The sequence below is a fragment of the Methylobacterium fujisawaense genome, from assembly GCF_039619325.1.
Lineage (GTDB): Bacteria > Pseudomonadota > Alphaproteobacteria > Rhizobiales > Beijerinckiaceae > Methylobacterium > Methylobacterium fujisawaense.
Map to the genome: position 1 here is coordinate 5,809,807 of NZ_CP155000.1, position 15,395 is coordinate 5,825,201.

12 protein-coding genes are annotated in these 15,395 nt (G+C 71.1%); 10 read left to right on the top strand and 2 right to left on the bottom strand.

The features are described from left to right. The first annotated feature begins 351 nt into the window (after positions 1–351). From ABC766_RS27625 to ABC766_RS27650, 6 genes are all read left to right on the top strand, one after another. Entirely contained in the window at positions 352–783 is a 432-nt protein-coding gene (locus ABC766_RS27625; RefSeq protein WP_043353136.1) for a helix-turn-helix domain-containing protein, read from the top strand. Positions 784–1,038: 255 nt separating this feature from the next. Further along, positions 1,039–2,610 (top strand): putative bifunctional diguanylate cyclase/phosphodiesterase, encoded by a 1,572-nt coding sequence (locus ABC766_RS27630; RefSeq protein ID WP_345822848.1) that lies wholly within the window; start codon positions 1,039–1,041, stop codon positions 2,608–2,610. 254 nt (positions 2,611–2,864) lie between these two features. Further along, positions 2,865–3,530 carry an SCO family protein gene (locus tag ABC766_RS27635; protein ID WP_345819975.1) on the top strand — a complete coding sequence of 222 codons (666 nt, stop codon included), beginning with the start codon at positions 2,865–2,867 and terminating at the stop codon, positions 3,528–3,530. An 88-nt stretch (positions 3,531–3,618) separates the two neighbouring features. Then, positions 3,619–5,208: a glucan biosynthesis protein gene (locus ABC766_RS27640; RefSeq protein ID WP_345819976.1), complete on the top strand. Its 1,590-nt coding sequence runs from the start codon at positions 3,619–3,621 to the stop codon at positions 5,206–5,208. 119 nt (positions 5,209–5,327) lie between these two features. After that, positions 5,328–5,558 (top strand): hypothetical protein, encoded by a 231-nt coding sequence (locus ABC766_RS27645; RefSeq protein WP_043353127.1) that lies wholly within the window; start codon positions 5,328–5,330, stop codon positions 5,556–5,558. A 4-nt stretch (positions 5,559–5,562) separates the two neighbouring features. Continuing rightward, a complete protein-coding gene (locus ABC766_RS27650) occupies positions 5,563–5,934 on the top strand; it encodes a hypothetical protein (RefSeq protein WP_043353125.1) in 372 nt (123 codons plus the stop codon). Positions 5,935–6,493: 559 nt separating this feature from the next. Here the strand turns inward: ABC766_RS27650 and ABC766_RS27655 are convergent. Next, positions 6,494–7,213 (bottom strand): Crp/Fnr family transcriptional regulator, encoded by a 720-nt coding sequence (locus ABC766_RS27655; protein WP_043353123.1) that lies wholly within the window; start codon positions 7,211–7,213, stop codon positions 6,494–6,496. Positions 7,214–7,640: 427 nt separating this feature from the next. Between ABC766_RS27655 and rpoN the strand changes: the two genes are divergently transcribed. The 4 genes from rpoN (at position 7,641) to ABC766_RS27675 (ending at position 13,960) form a co-directional block, all read left to right on the top strand. Further along, positions 7,641–9,215 carry an RNA polymerase factor sigma-54 gene (rpoN, locus tag ABC766_RS27660; RefSeq protein ID WP_342144074.1) on the top strand — a complete coding sequence of 525 codons (1,575 nt, stop codon included), beginning with the start codon at positions 7,641–7,643 and terminating at the stop codon, positions 9,213–9,215. A 74-nt stretch (positions 9,216–9,289) separates the two neighbouring features. After that, on the top strand, positions 9,290–10,666 hold the full coding sequence (gene glmU / locus ABC766_RS27665) for a bifunctional UDP-N-acetylglucosamine diphosphorylase/glucosamine-1-phosphate N-acetyltransferase GlmU (RefSeq protein WP_053610270.1): 1,377 nt from the start codon (positions 9,290–9,292) through the stop codon (positions 10,664–10,666). Positions 10,667–10,813: 147 nt separating this feature from the next. Next, complete coding sequence (gene glmS, locus ABC766_RS27670; protein WP_345819977.1) at positions 10,814–12,640, top strand: glutamine--fructose-6-phosphate transaminase (isomerizing); 1,827 nt, start codon at positions 10,814–10,816, stop codon at positions 12,638–12,640. A 168-nt stretch (positions 12,641–12,808) separates the two neighbouring features. Next, positions 12,809–13,960, top strand: a complete 1,152-nt coding sequence (locus tag ABC766_RS27675) for a M20 family metallopeptidase (protein WP_345819978.1) — start codon at positions 12,809–12,811, stop codon at positions 13,958–13,960. 195 nt (positions 13,961–14,155) lie between these two features. Here the strand turns inward: ABC766_RS27675 and ABC766_RS27680 are convergent, their stop codons facing one another. Next, positions 14,156–15,286, bottom strand: a complete 1,131-nt coding sequence (locus ABC766_RS27680) for a serine hydrolase (protein ID WP_345819979.1) — start codon at positions 15,284–15,286, stop codon at positions 14,156–14,158. Positions 15,287–15,395: the final 109 nt, after the last annotated feature.

The window sequence follows — 15,395 nt, forward strand, 5'->3', positions numbered from 1 at the left end:
CATCCCGGCTACGTCGCCGGCAGTTTCCGCGCCTGATCAGCCCGGTCCTACGCAATTCAACACCTCAGTACTCTTCATCGCTTCCGATTTCCGCTAAATCGTCGCCCGAATAGACTCAGAGTCTCGGTCGATAGCGTTTCGAGGCTGATCTGAACCGCTATTCATCGGAGCCGACAACGCGGCGTGCGCGCGACGAATGGCCCAGCCGCGCCCGGCCAATGGCCAAGGTATGCGTCCCACGCAGACTTGGCACGCGCAACTTGTTGGTGCACTAAGCATTTCTCGGTTGTGTTTTTCGCCGCCACGGCGAGTTAACTCGCGATCAATCCACCACGCCGAAAGCTCTCATCCATGTCATCCTCCCCGAAGCCCAAATCCGCCACCGACGCCGACCGCACGATCGGCGGACGCATCGCGGCGCTCCGGGTGGCGCAGGGGCTGAGCCAGACGAATCTCGGCCAAGCGATCGGCGTCAGCTTCCAGCAGGTTCAGAAGTACGAGAAGGGCCGCAACCGCATCGGTGCCGGCCGTCTCCAGGCCATCGCCGACCTGCTGAAGGTGCCGGTGGACACCTTCTTCGCCGATCTGCAGGAGAGCGGACGGGATAAGGCCGGACCTGCGGCCCTGTTCGATGATCCGAAGGTGCTCGAACTGGTCCTGGCCTTCACCAGCATCCCCGACGAGACGACCCGCAGCGGCATCCTGTCGATCGTCAAGGCGGCCGCCGCCCTTCAGGAGAGCCGCGCGAGTGCGCAGCGCGCGGAAGCCGCGGCCCGGGAGTGAGGGCGCCGGTCCGACACCCCGAACCGGCGAAACGTACGGACGATCGCCGTTCGGGCCGCCAGCGGGATCCAGAGATGGCGGCGACCCTGCCGACGGCATGATTTGACAGGCGCGATAGAGATGCGCGCCTTAATTCAAATTAAACCAAGACCTTCGCGCGCAACGATGTAAATAGCCGACCACATTGGACATGACATTTACGCCGCCTTAGCGGACAGCATGCTTCAAGATCGTTTCGGGAACCGGGTCCAGAACATGCCGATCGAGACGCCGACCACGTGGGGTCGCGGCGAGCTTTACGAGACCCTGTGCCTGCTCGTCATCGGCGTCGGGATCTGGTTCGTCGGCGTCACCCTCGGGACGTTCGACTACCTCAACGGTCTCGTTGCCGCCTACAACCTCACCGACCTCCTGTTGCTGGCCGCCTGCATGGGCGTCGCCCAATGCGGCGCCAGCATCCGCAAGTCGATCATCCTCCGCCGGCTGATGCTCGAACGCGCCGCCGCCGCCGCGCAGGCCGAAGCGATCGCTCGACATGACGGGCTGACGGGCCTCGCGAACCGTCGCCGCTTCATCGATGCCGTGGAGCGCGCGCATGCCTCGGCTACCGGGGATTCGGCGGTGCTGCTGATCGATCTCGACCGGTTCAAGCCGGTCAACGATCTCTACGGCCATGCTGCGGGCAACGCCGTCCTGTGCGCCGTGGCCGAGCGTCTCCAGCAGCTCGTCCCGCCGGGCGGCCTCGCGGCTCGGCTGGGCGGCGACGAATTCGCCATGCTGGTCCCGCTGCGCTACGAGAGCGAGGGGCTGAGGCGCCTCGCCCAGACTGTCATCGTGCGGATCGCCGAGCCGGTGACGTGGAACCAGAACGACCTCAAGGTCGGCGCGACGGTCGGGGTCGCCGCGGTATCGGCCGACCATGGGGATGCCGACGCGGTGCTGCATGCGGCCGACCTCGCGATGTACCAGGGCAAGAAGGACGGGCGCGGCAAATTCCGGTTCTTCCGCAGCGCCATGGACGCGGAGCTGCGCGCCCGGGCCCGCATGGAGACGGAACTCCGCAGCGCCATCGAGACCGGGGCGATCGAACCCTTCTACCAGCCGGTGGTGTCCTTGCCCGAGCGGGAGATCGTCGGCGTCGAGGTGCTGGCGCGCTGGCGCCATCCGACGCGCGGACTGGTCGCCCCCAGCGAGTTCATCCCGGTGGCGGAGGAGACCGGGATGATCGGCGATCTCAGCTACAACCTAATCCGTCGCGCCTGCCTGGATGCCCGGGCTTGGCCGCCGCACCTGATCCTGGCGGTCAACATCGCTCCGCAGCAGTTCCAGGACGCGTGGCTCGCCCAGCGGATCCTGGGGATCCTGACCGAGACCGGCTTCCCACCGCAGCGCCTCGAGGTCGAGATCACCGAGAGCGCCCTGATCCAGGACCTGGAAGCGACCCGGATGACCCTGCTGTCGCTGCGTGAGCTCGGGGTGCGCATCGCGCTGGACGATTTCGGCACCGGCTATTCGAGCCTGTACCACCTGCGTGAATTGAAGTTCGACAAGCTGAAGATCGACCGCAGCTACGTCGACGCGATCACGATGAGCGACGAGCGGGCCAAGCTGGTCGATGCCATCATCAAGCTCGGGGCGAGCCTCGGCCTCTCCACCACCGCCGAGGGGATCGAGACGGACGCGAGTTTCGACTGGCTGTCCGACCAGGGCTGCCAATTCGGCCAGGGCTACCTGTTCGGTCACGCCATGCCGAAATCCGAGATGGACGAGATCCTCGCCACCGCGCAATCCGCGCTCCCGCTTCAGCCTCTGGCGCAGGCCTCGTAAGGGCAGTTGGCCGTCCGAGCGTCGCGGCCTCCCGTCGGCTGGCCCGAGCGGGTGGTCCGCGGGACGGACAGGTTTCGGGGCGGCGCTCCGGCCCCTGCGACGCGCGGCCTCGCGCCGCTCCGGGTGGCCGACCGGAGCCTGGCCAACCGGCTCGGCCCGGACGTAAGACTGGCGCGGCACGGCGCGCCGCGGCCTCACGCCGGTCGACACGAACCCCATATGGGCAGCATCGACGCGCCGTCGCAGGTCACAGCATGGCACCGAGCCCCCTCGCACTCATCGCCTCCGCCGCCCTCGTCGCTGTGGTCGCCACCGGAACCGGGGCGATCGTCCTGCAGCAGGGCTCGCGGTTCAGCCATCCCCGAAAGGTGGGCGGCCCGTTCACGATGGCGGATCTCAAGGGCCGCCCGGTGACCGAGGCCGACCTCCGCGGCAAACCGGCCGTCCTGTTCTTCGGCTTCACCCACTGCCCGGATGTCTGCCCGACGACGCTCGCCACCCTGTCGACCGCCCTCGGCCGGATGGGCCGCGATGCGGATCGCCTCAACGTCGTCTTCGTCACCCTGGACCCGCAGCGCGACACGCCCGACACCCTGCGGGACTATCTCGCCTCCTTCGATCCGCGCATCCGCGGCTTCGTCGGCACGCCCGAGCAGGTCGCCCGCATGGCCGACGCCTATCACGTCGCCTACAAGCGCGTGCCGACCAAGGACGGCGACTACACGATGGAGCATTCCGCCACCGTGGCGCTGTTCGACAAGTCCGGCCGCATGGTCGGCGAGATCGGCTACGGCGAGGACGAGGCCAGCGCCTTCGCCAAGCTGATCACCCTGGCGCTGCCGGGCCAATGCCCGCCGGGGGGCGGCGCCAATCTCTGGGCCACCGACGGCAGCACCGGCAGCTGCGGCCCGCGGAGCTGAGCTGCAGCCCGGGAAATTGCGCCGTGGCGCCCGCGTGGCTAGAGGGCGGCGCGGGTCGCGAGGCCCGGCCGAATCCGGGGGTCCCAGCTTGATCACGCGCCGCGTCCTGACTGCCATCGGGCTCCTCGCTCTCGCGCCGTTCCCCGGCCTCGCCAGGGCCGCCTCCGGGGGGCCGCGCCTCGCGCCGCCGGAACCCATGGATCTCGACCGGCTGAACGCTCTCGCCCGGACGCTGCGGGACCGGCCCTATGCGCCGCCGCCCGAAGCCCCGGCCTCGGCCGCCCTCGACGCCCTGACCTACGGACCGCTCCAGGAGATCCGCTACCCGCCGGGCCACGCGCTGTTCGCCGAGAGCCCGTACCCGGTGATGTTCTTCCACCTCGGCAACTTCTTCCGCCACCCCGTGAAGGTCTATGCCCTGGAGGGCGGAAAGGCGCGCGAGGTGCTCTACGCCCACGACCTGTTCACCTATCCGGCCGGCAACCCGGCCAAGGACGTCCCGGACGGGGCGGGCTTCGCGGGGTTCCGCTTCCAGAAGGCGCCCGCCGGACAGCCCGGCGACGACGGCGATTGGCTGGCCTTTCTGGGGGCCTCCTACTTCCGCGCCGCCGGAGACGGCGCGCAGTACGGCGCCTCGGCCCGGGGCATCGCCATCGACACCGCGCCGGCACCGGGCAGAACCGAGGAATTCCCGGTCTTCACGCGCTTCTACGTGAGCCCGGCCGCGGACGGCGCCGTGACCGTGCTGGCACTCCTCGAAGGTCCGAGCTTGACGGGCGCCTACCGCTTCGTCGCCCGGAAGGAGCCGCACGTCGTCATCGACGTCGCCTGCACGGTCTACATGCGCAAGTCGGTGGAGCGGTTCGGCATGGCGCCCCTGACCTCGATGCTCTGGTACTCGGAGGGCATGAGCCGCTTCCTCGCGAGCGACTGGCGGCCCGAGGTGCATGATTCCGACGGTCTGCTGATGCAGACCGGGGCCGGCGAGCTGATCTGGCGGCCGCTCAACAACCCGCACCGCCTCAGCGTCAGCGCCTTCGCGGACCGCGCTCCGAAGGGCTTCGGCCTGCTCCAGCGCGACCGCGCGTACGAGAACTACATCGACGACGGCTTCGAGGAGAACAGGCCCGACATCTGGGTCGAGCCGCAGGGCGACTGGGGCCGGGGCAGCGTCCAGCTCGTGGAGATCCCGACCCATCAGGAAACCGACGACAACATCGTCGCCCTCTGGGTGCCGGACGACCCGCCTCAGGCCGGATCCGACCGCAGCTTCGCCTACCGGCTGCGCTGGACCGTGGAGGAACCGGTCGCCACCGATCTCGCCCGCTGCGTCGCCACACGGGCCACCAAGGCCGCGTGGCTCGCGGACGGGGACCGGCGCCCGGGCCGCGCCAATCTCGTGCGGCAATTCGTGCTGGAATTCGCGGGTGCGGCCCTGTCGGGCCTCAATCCCGAGACGGCCACGGTGGCGTTGACCCTGTCGCGCGGCAGCGCCGAGGAGGTCGGCGCCACCTGGGCGCCCTACGGCAAGCCGAGCCCCTGGCGGGTCTTCTTCAAGGTCTATGCCGAGGGCCCGGATCCCGTGGAGATGCGTCTCCAGATTAAGTCCGGAGACCGGCTGCTCTCCGAAACCTGGGCCTACCGGTACGACCCGCAGGCGCCCGGCACGGTGCTGTGAGCCGGGCGCGGCGGATGCGGGATGCGGCGCGTGGGTCTTGAGGGCCGCAGGGCCTGCGCCCATGTCCGTCTGCGTGCCGCTTTGCCCCGCACAGGCCCCCCGCCGCATCCGAGACCGTCATGACCGGCGAGGGACCGCCCGGCCCGCATCTCCCGGAGGCGCTGACGCGGCTCCTCAAGGCGCCCAGAGCAGCGATCTGGCCGACGCCGGAAGACCGCCATCGCTTGCGCCCCGGCCGGCCGAGACCCCGCCAGCCGAGCCGCGCCGTGCTGGGTGTCTGGATCTGGGCAATCCTCTACAACGTCCTCGGCTTCGCGATCCTCGCGGCCCTGTGGTGGACGATGCGCTGACCCGATGAGCCGATTTGCCCTGATCACCCGCCGGACACTCGTCGCGGCGGCCCTGCTGCTCGGCCCGGGCGTCCGGCCCGGCGCGGCGCAGAGCCCGGGCGATGCGCTCAACGCCGATGACGGCACCGGGGCGGTCAAGGTCTGCTCGCCTGTGGCGATGCCGCGCTGGCGCTCCATGACCCCGGTGCCCAAGACCTGGACGTTCCTGGACTGCATGGGCTTCTCGGGCGAGATGGGCGCGACGCACTTCCAGCTCGGCTGCCTCTTCGCCAACGTCACGCCCCACGCCCAGAAGTACGCCTGGGGCGCGATGGTGCCGATCGAGAAGTCGGCGATGGCCAAGGCCCAGCCGCCGGTCCCGAACTGCGGCTGGTAGAGCCGGGTCGCGCCCGTCGACATCCAAGCCGATCCGGCGTGCGGGCGGGTCAACGCGGAAGAGCATGCCACCGGGCGGGCTTCCGGGCCCGCGTCGCCTGCACCGCGCCGTCCTCTCCGACGGCCGGCCGGTCAGCCCTGAGGCGGAGCGGGGCCTGCCCGGTTTCGCCCGGCACTGCCGCCGCCGCGCGACAGGCCTGGTGACGATCGCCGAATCGCGGCCCTTCCGCTGGGCGGGACAGCCGGCCCTGGCGGCGTCCCGTGCAAGCGCGCCTGGAGGTTCGAGGGGCATGGACCGGTCTGAGGCTGGCGCCTGCCCGGCCCGGTCCACGCCGGCCCGACGCGGATTGCGGGGCAGAGACGGCGATCGCGGTGCGGACAGGGCCGCGTGTCCCTGACAGAGGGCCACCGCCTGCGCGGCGGGACGCGGCGCATCGGCACCGATACCCGGCCGGCCTCTCGCCGGTGGGGATGTGACCGGCGCGTCGGCACGCCACGGACCTGGCGTTCGGATACGGTCGGGATCACCGATGAACCGGCCTCGTCGGCGCAGAGGTGCCTTACGCCGGCGAATCCTCAGACCGCCGCAACGGGCCGATCAGGCGCTCGTATTCGGTTTCGGCCGGCCCGTAGGTCTGGCCGGCGGCCTCCTCCAGGCGGGCACGGCTCAGGACCCGGATCCGGCCGCGCCGAGCCCGGATCAGGCCGGCCCCCTCCAGCGTGTGGATCGCCACCGTGACGGTCGGGCGACGCACACCCAGCATGATCGACAGGAACTCGTGCGTCACGGACAGGTCGTCGCCGTCCTGACGGTCGTGATACATCAGCAGCCACCGCGCGAGCCTTTCCTCGGCAGGCGCCCCTGCGTTGGCGATGGCGGTCTGGGCCACCTGAACCAGGAAGGTCTGGACGTAGCGCAGAAAAAGAGTGCGCAGCGAAGCGCTGGCTTTCACCGCGTCGCGCAGCGCCGGCACCGCGATCCGATGCCCGTGACCGGCAACCTGCATGAAAAGTTGGTACGGGATCGTGTCCGTCCCCAGCAGCAGCGCCGGCGTCGCCATGCCGTCGCGGCCCACCAGCCCGACCTCGATGCGCCCGCCCTGGTCGAGCGTCGAAACCATGGAACACAGGCCGGTGTCGATGAAGATCGCGTACGGGATCTCGGCCGCCGGTTCGACCAGCACATGGCCCAATGGGAGGTCGATCGCCTCGAGATGCGGTCCGAGCAGCGCGCCATCCGCCTCGGATAGGGCAGCCAGAAGACGGTTTTGGTGTCGCATCGGCCGCAAGCGTACGCAGAATTCGGCATTGGCACGCCAGCTCAAGTCCGCGAGCCATTGTGCCCAGGGAGCCATGCTCGGATCATCGGACAATAGCGAGCGGATATCGCATCCCGTCGCGGAACCGTCCGCAACCGAACAAAGCAACGCGCAGCTTAGTCGGACATCTCGGCAGACGCGCCGGGATAAAGGGGAACACAGCGGCCCCCGAGACCTGCTCTCAGACTGGCCGTGGCGTCCTGGCGATGGAGCGGAAGCGCCACACCCCCGGAACTGCAGTGCAGTTGCCAACACGCCTGTGCAAGGCCGCGCTTTGACCCGCGCCACGGATCGGGCTAGAGAAGGCCTGGCGGAGCAAGCAAGAACCATGCCGTGAGCAGCGTGGCTCAGGCTGGCGAACCGCGCCGGAAGGGCATCGAGGCCTCACATGAGTTTGGTGCAACGGCTGGAAGTGCGTCAGGGCCAAGCCCTGGTGATGACGCCGCAGCTTCTGCAAGCGATCAAACTCCTGCAATTGTCGCAGCTCGATCTCGCGGCCTATGTCGAGGCGGAGCTGGAACGCAATCCGCTGCTGGAGCGCGCCGAGCCGGAATTGCCCGGCCCCGGCGAGACCCCCGAATCGAGCGGCCATTCGGACGACGCGGCCTCCGACGGCTTGGAGGTCACAGAACCCGAATCATGGCTGTCCGCCGACCTTAACCCGAGCCGCGGCGAGATCGAGAGCGATTTCGACACGCGCCTCGACAACGTCTTCCCGGACGAGACACCGGTCCAGGCGCGCGAGGCGGGTGGGGGCGACATGCTCTCGCTGACGCCGCCGCCCTACGGCAGCACCGGGGGAAGCTTCGACGCCGAGGCGCCCGATTTCGAGGCGACCCTCACGGCCGAGACCTCGCTGCGCGATCACCTCGCGGGCCAGCTCGATCTCGCGACCCGCGATCCCGCCGAGCGGCTGATCGGCGGCTTTCTGATCGACGCCGTCGACGAGGCCGGCTACCTGCGCGAGACCGTGGAGGACGTGGCCGAGCGGCTCGGCGCCGACCCCGCCCTCGTCGGCCGGATGCTGGCGCTGGTGCAGACCTTCGATCCGCCCGGGATCGCGGCCCGCGATCTCGCCGAATGCCTCGCGATCCAGCTGCGCGAGCGCGACCGGTTCGACCCGGCGATGCAGGCGCTGGTCTCGCGTCTGGACCTCGTCGCCAAGCGCGATTTCGCGGCTTTGCGCCGGCTCTGCGGCGTCGACGACGAGGACCTCGTCGACATGCTGGGCGAGATCCGCCGCCTGGATCCGAAGCCGGGCCGCGCCTTCGGATCGAGCGCCGTCGAGGTTCTGGTTCCGGACGTGTTCGTGCGCGCCGCGCCGGACGGGTCCTGGCTGGTCGAGCTCAACAGCGAGGCGCTCCCCCGGGTCCTGGTGAACCAGAGCTACTACGCCCGCGTCTCGCGCAATGCCGCCGCGGAGGGCGACAAGGCCTTCCTGTCCGAGGCCCTGCAGAACGCCAACTGGCTGACCCGCTCGCTGGAGCAGCGGGCCCGCACGATCCTCAAGGTGGCCACCGAGATCGTCCGCCAGCAGGACGGGTTCTTCGTCCACGGCGTCTCCCACCTGCGGCCCCTGAACCTCAAGACCGTGGCGGAGGCGATCGGCATGCACGAATCGACCGTCTCGCGAGTCACCTCCAATAAGGCCATCGGCACGAGCCGGGGGACCCTGGAGATGAAGTACTTCTTCACCGCGGCGATCCCCGGTGCAGCCGGCGCGGCCGCCCATTCCTCCGAGGCGGTGCGCCACCGCATCAAGCAGCTGGTCGACGGCGAGACGCCGGACGACGTGCTGTCCGACGATGCGCTGGTGCAGAAGCTGCGCGGGGAGGGCGTCGACATCGCCCGACGCACGGTGGCGAAATACCGGGAATCCCTGCGGATCCCGAGCTCGATCGAGCGCCGCCGCGAGCATTTCGCCCACGGTTCGGGCCAGCACGCCGCCCTGGCGCTGCGCTGATCGCCCGGATGGGGTTGCGCCGGGCGCGCGTCCGGCCCATCCGTCGTGCCGTTTGCTCGACGCCTGGACCTGCGATGACCCCGACCGGAACGCCCCCGCGCAGCCTCACCGCCATCGTGCTCGCGGCCGGGAAGGGCACGCGGATGCGCTCGGACCTGCCGAAGGTCCTGCATCGGATCGCCGGGCGCAGCATGCTCGGCCATGTCCTGGCCGCCGTACAGGCGGCGGGGGCGGGCCGGATCGCCGTGGTGGCCGAGCCCGGCCGCGACGACGTCGCCGCCGAGATCGCGCGGGCGGCCCCCGGCGCCCGGGTCTTCCCGCAGGCCGAGCGCCTCGGCACCGCCCACGCGGTCCTGGCCGCCCGGGAGATCCTGGCCGAGCCCGACGACGACGTGGTGATCGCCTTCGGCGACACGCCCCTCGTCTCGGCCGAGACCTTCCTGCGCCTCCGGGCGCCCCTGGCCGACGGCGCCGCGGTGGCGGTGCTGGCCTTCGAGACGGCGACGCCCACCGGCTACGGACGTGTTCTGACCGAGGGCGACCGCGTCCTGGCGATCCGCGAGGAGAAGGACGCCAGCGCCGCAGAGCGGGCCGTGACCCTGTGCAATGCCGGGCTGATGGCGCTCGCCGGACGGCACGCCCTGGCGCTGCTCGCCCGCATCGGCAACGACAACGCGGCCGGCGAGTACTACCTGCCCGACGCGGTGGCGCTGGCGGTGGCCGACGGGCTTCCGGTCACGGTCGTGCCGGTGGACGAGGCCGAGGCGCAGGGTGTCAACGACCGGGTGCAGCTCAGTGTTGCGGAAGCCGCCTTCCAGGCGCAGCTGCGTCGCACCGCCATGCTGGGCGGCGCCACGCTGATCGCCCCCGAGACGGTGTTCCTCAGCCACGACACGGTGCTGGGGCGCGACGTGATCGTGGAACCGAACGTGGTGTTCGGGCCGGGCGTGCGGGTGGCGGACGGGTGCACCGTGCGCGCCTTCGCGCATCTCACCGAGACCAGCCTGGAGGCGGGGGTGAAGATCGGGCCGTTCGTCCGGTTGCGCGGTCACGCCGTGCTGGAGGCCGGCGCGGAGCTCGGCAATTTCGTGGAGCTGAAGAACGCCCGGATGGGTGCCGGCGCCAAGGCCGCGCATCTCACCTATCTCGGCGACGCGGAGATTGGGGCCAAAGCCAATATCGGCGCCGGCACGATCACCTGCAATTACGACGGCGTCCTCAAGCACAAGACCACGATCGGCGCGGGCGCGTTCATCGGCTCGAACTCGGCGCTGGTGGCCCCCGTCACGGTGGGGGAGGGCGCCTACGTGGCTTCGGGCTCGGTGATCACCGACGACGTGCCGGCGGACGCCATGGCGGTGGCCCGCGGCCGGCAGGCGGTAAAACCGGGCTGGGCCGGGAAGAAGCGCGCGGCGCTGCAGGCCGAGAAGGCGCGACGCGGGAAGAGCTGAGGCCCGACGGACCGAACGGGCCGGGGCTGGCCCTGCGCCGCCCCGATCCGGTACAAGTCGCGTTTGGCCCCGCATGAAGCGGGGCGGCCTGGACCTTGCGCAAGACCCTCGCGCGGCCAGCCGGGCACGACAGCGAGAGACACACCCATGTGCGGCATCGTCGGCATCGTCGGGCGCGACGCGGTGGCGGGACAGGTGATCGAGGCCCTGCGCCGGCTCGAATACCGCGGCTACGACTCCGCCGGCATCGCCACCCTGGAGCACGGCCGGCTGGCGCGCCGCCGGGCCTCGGGCAAGCTCGTCAACCTGGAGGCCAAGCTCGCTGAGGAGCCGCTCACCGGCACGCTCGGCATCGGCCACACCCGCTGGGCGACCCACGGCCGGCCCAACGAGACCAACGCCCACCCCCACGCCACCGCGCGTCTGGCCGTCGTCCATAACGGCATCATCGAGAATTTCCGCGAGCTGAAGCAGGAGCTCGAGGCCGAGGGCGTCGTGTTCGAGACCGAGACCGACACCGAGGTCGTCGCCCAGCTCGTCAGCCGCAACATGGACCGGCAGATGGGCCCGGTCGAGGCCGTGGCCGCTGCCCTGCCGCGGCTGCGCGGCGCCTTCGCGCTGGCCTTCATCTTCGCCGGCGAGGAGAACCTGCTGATTGGCGCCCGCCACGGCGCGCCGCTGGCGGTCGGCTTCGGCCCGGGCGAGACCTATCTCGGCTCCGACGCCCTGGCGCTCGCCCCCTTCACGGACGCCATCACCTATCTCGACGAGGGCGACTGGGCGATCCTGAACCGGGCGGGCGCCGAGATCCGGGACGCCTCGGGCGCCACGGTGGAGCGGCCCCGGCAAAAGATCGCCACGCAGGCCTACCGGATCGACAAGGGCGAGTACCGCCACTTCATGGCCAAGGAGATCCACGAGCAGCCCGAGGTCGTGGGCCGCACGCTCGCCCACTACGTCGACATGGCGCAGGGCCGGGTCGTGCTGCCCGAGTCGCTGCCCTTCGACTTCGCCAAGCTCAGCCGCGTCTACATCACCGCCTGCGGCACCGCCTTCTACGCCGGCCTCGTCGCCCGGTACTGGTTCGAGCAGGTGGCCCGCCTGCCGGTGGAGATCGACGTCGCCTCCGAGGCCCGCTACCGCGAGGCGCCCCTGGAGAAGGACGGGCTGACGCTGGTGATCTCGCAATCGGGCGAGACCGCCGACACCCTGGCCTCCCTGCGCTATGCCAAGAGCCAGGGCCAGCACACGCTGAGCGTCGTCAACGTGCCGACCTCGACCATCGCGCGGGAATCCTCCGTGGTGATGCCGACACTGGCCGGGCCGGAGATCGGCGTCGCCTCCACCAAGGCGTTCTCGTGCCAGCTCACCGTGCTGCTGTGCCTCGCCATCGCGGCGGGCCGCGCCCGCGGCACCCTCGACGCGGCGGGCGAGCGTCGGCTGGTCGACGCGCTGATCAAGGCGCCGGGCCTGATGGCGGAGGCGCTGACCCACGAGGCGGCGATCGAGGGCCTGGCCCGGGAGGTCTCCAAGGCGCGGGACGTGCTCTATCTCGGCCGCGGCACCAGCTACCCGATGGCGCTGGAAGGCGCGCTGAAGCTGAAGGAGATCAGCTACATCCACGCGGAGGGCTACGCGGCGGGCGAACTGAAGCACGGCCCGATCGCCCTGATCGACGAGAGCGTGCCGGTGATCGTGATCGCCCCGCACGACGCGGTGTTCGAGAAGACCGTCTCGAACATGCAGGAGGTGGCCGCGCGCGGCGGCCGCATTGTGCTGATCGGCGACGCGAAGGGCGCGGCCGAGCACGGCCTCGACACGCTGGCGACCTTCACCATGCCGGCGGTCAACGCCACCGTGGCGCCGATCGTGTACGCGGTGCCGATCCAGCTGCTCGCCTACCACACGGCGGTGTTCATGGGGAAAGACGTCGACCAGCCCCGGAACCTCGCCAAGTCGGTCACGGTGGAATAGGCGCACCGCCCCCCGTCCGGGCTACGGAGGCGCGGCGCCGTCCTTGCTTACCCGGCGAGGCACCTTCGCCGCGGGAAACCGGGGCTCGCTCGAAGCCGGCCCGCAACACACCGCGCACGCTGGCGGGCGCGGCGACCGGGTCCCATCACCCTTGCCCAGGATCGATCCATGACCGCACGCGACGCCGACGTTCTCCAGTGGCTCGACGGGCAGGAGGGCGCGATGCTGTCGCTCCTCGAGGAGCTGGTGAACATCGATTCCGGCTCCTACGACAAGCCGGGCGTCGACGCGGTCGGCATCCGCATCGCGGAGTTCCTCGCCGGCCACGGCATCCCGGTCACGACGATCCCGGTGGAGGGCTACGGCGACGCGGTGAAGGCGAGCGTGGCCGGGTCCGGCGGCGGCAACCGGCCGGTCGTGCTCATGGGCCATCGCGACACCGTCTTCCCGAAAGGGGAGCCGACGCGGCGGCCGTTCCGGGTCGCCGACGGCCGCGCCTACGGGCCCGGCGTCGCCGACATGAAGGCGGGCCTCGTGATGAACGCCTTCGTGCTCGCCGCCTACCACCGGGCCGGCGGCGCGCCGGTGCCGCTCGTCGGCCTGTTCACCAGCGACGAGGAGATCGGCTCGCCGGCCTGCCGCCCGATCATCGAGGAGACCGCCCGGGGCGCCCGCGCGGTGCTGAATTCCGAGCCGGGGCGGCCGACCGGCAACGTCGTCACCGGCCGCAAGGGCGGGGTGTTCATGCATCTCGAGGTGCTCGGCAAGGCGGCCCATTCCGGCGGCAACTACGCCGACGGGCGCAGCGCCATCCTGGAGCTCGCCCACAAGACCGTCGCGTTCCACGCCCTCACCGACCTCGACCGCGGCACCACGGTGAATGTCGGCCTGATCGCCGGCGGCCAGTCGGTGAACACCGTGGCGCCCCGGGCGACCTGCGAGATCGACCTGCGCTACGTGACCCCACCCGACCGCGAGGCGGCCATGAGCCGGATCGCCGCGATCGTGGCCGGATCGACGGTGCCGGACACCACCGCGCATCTCACCATCAAGGGCGAGTTCCTGCCGCTCGTGCAGGACGAGGCCTCGCGGGCGCTGTTCGAGACCTATGCCCGGGTGAGCGCGCAGGGCGGCAATCCCGTCACCGGCGAGTTCGCCGGCGGCTGCGCCGATTCGGGCTTCACCGCCAGCGTCGGCTGTCCCACCCTCTGCGCGGTGGGCCCGGTGGGCGGCAAGGCCCACTCGCCCGAGGAGTACCTGGAGGTGGGAAGCCTCGTGCCGCGGGCGCGCGCGATGGCCGAGACCATCGCGGCGCTCTGACGATTCAGAGGCCGACCGTCGCCGGCCCGGCCGCACCGTAGCGGTCGCCGTCTCCGGGCGGACTCCGCGGCGCCGGACGCGCCTGTCCGTTCGAGGCGCAGGCGGCGGCCGGGATATCGCGGCCGGCCGCCAGATGCGGCCGGTGCTCAGGAGCTTCGTCGATCACGTCCGGGGCCGCTAGCGCCGCCGGCGCGCCTACGGGCGCAGGGCCGCCACGAGGCGCAGCAGGAACCCGTCGAGGGCCGCCTTGTCGATCCAGCGCAGGACCGCGACGAGGTCGTGCTCGGGATCGCACCAGATCACGTTGTTGCCCGCCCCGAGGGCGCTGAAGGCCGAAGGCGGCAGCTGCGGCCTGGCGGCCGCGCCGCGGTTCAGCCACCAGAGGTAGCCGTAGCTGTCCAGCGTCGGGGACGGCGTCAGCATGGCGCGGATCCAGCGCTCCGAGAGGAGCTGCCGCCCGTTCCAGGCGCCGCCGCGGGCGATGAGGAGGCCGAAGCGGGCGTGGTCGTCGGCCCCGATGAACAGGCCGCCGCCCCAGTGGCCGCCGCCGGGGACCGACTGGACCCGCGCGCCCGCGACCTCGACCCAGGCCGTGTCGTAGCCGTGCCACGCCCAGTCGCGGGAGGCGCCGATCGGATCCATGATCCGCTCGCGGAGCACCTCCGGGAGGGCCCGGCCGAAGCGGCGCATCAGGCCGTACGACAGCAGGTTCACCCGGACGTCGTTGTACTCGTAGTAGGTGCCCGGGCGCCGCAGCGCGCGGGCCTCGCCCTTGCGGCTGTTGTCGGCGCCGGGGCCGATCTGCCGGAAATGGTCGACCTGATCGGACTTGCCGAACAGCGTGCCCTGCCACTCGCTCGATTGCTGCAGGAGGTGGCGCCACGTGATCGCGCCATTGTGCGGGCCGTCGAGCAGCGGGTCGGGGACGCTGTCCCGCACCGGCGCGTCGACGTCGGGGATCAGTCCGTCGTCGTGGGCGAGGCCGGCCAGCACCGCGAGGTAGCTCTTGGCGATCGAGAAGGTCATGTCCGGGCGGGCCGTGTCCCCCCAGGCGGCGACGCGCCGGCCGCCCTTCAGGATCACGCCAGCCGGGCCGCCCCGCGGACGCACCGGCCCGTCGATGGCGCTCCAGGGCCCCGTCTCGTTCCACTCGACGATCCCGACGTAGCGCCCGTCGGGATAGTACAGGCTGCGCGGCCACGCGCTCTCGTGGGCCTCCGCGAAGGCGACCGCGTCCGCGAGCCGCCCGGCATCGAGCCCCGCCGCACCCGGGTCCTGCTCCGCCCAGTCCTGCGTCGGCCAGTACGGCCCGGTCGCTTCGGTCACGCGCGTTCTCCCGACGGTCCTCTCCGGTGCGGACGCATGCAGGGCCTGCGCCGCGGATCGGGCCATCCGTAGAGCCATCGCCCCCGCGGGGGCAGAGCGCGTGGCGCGG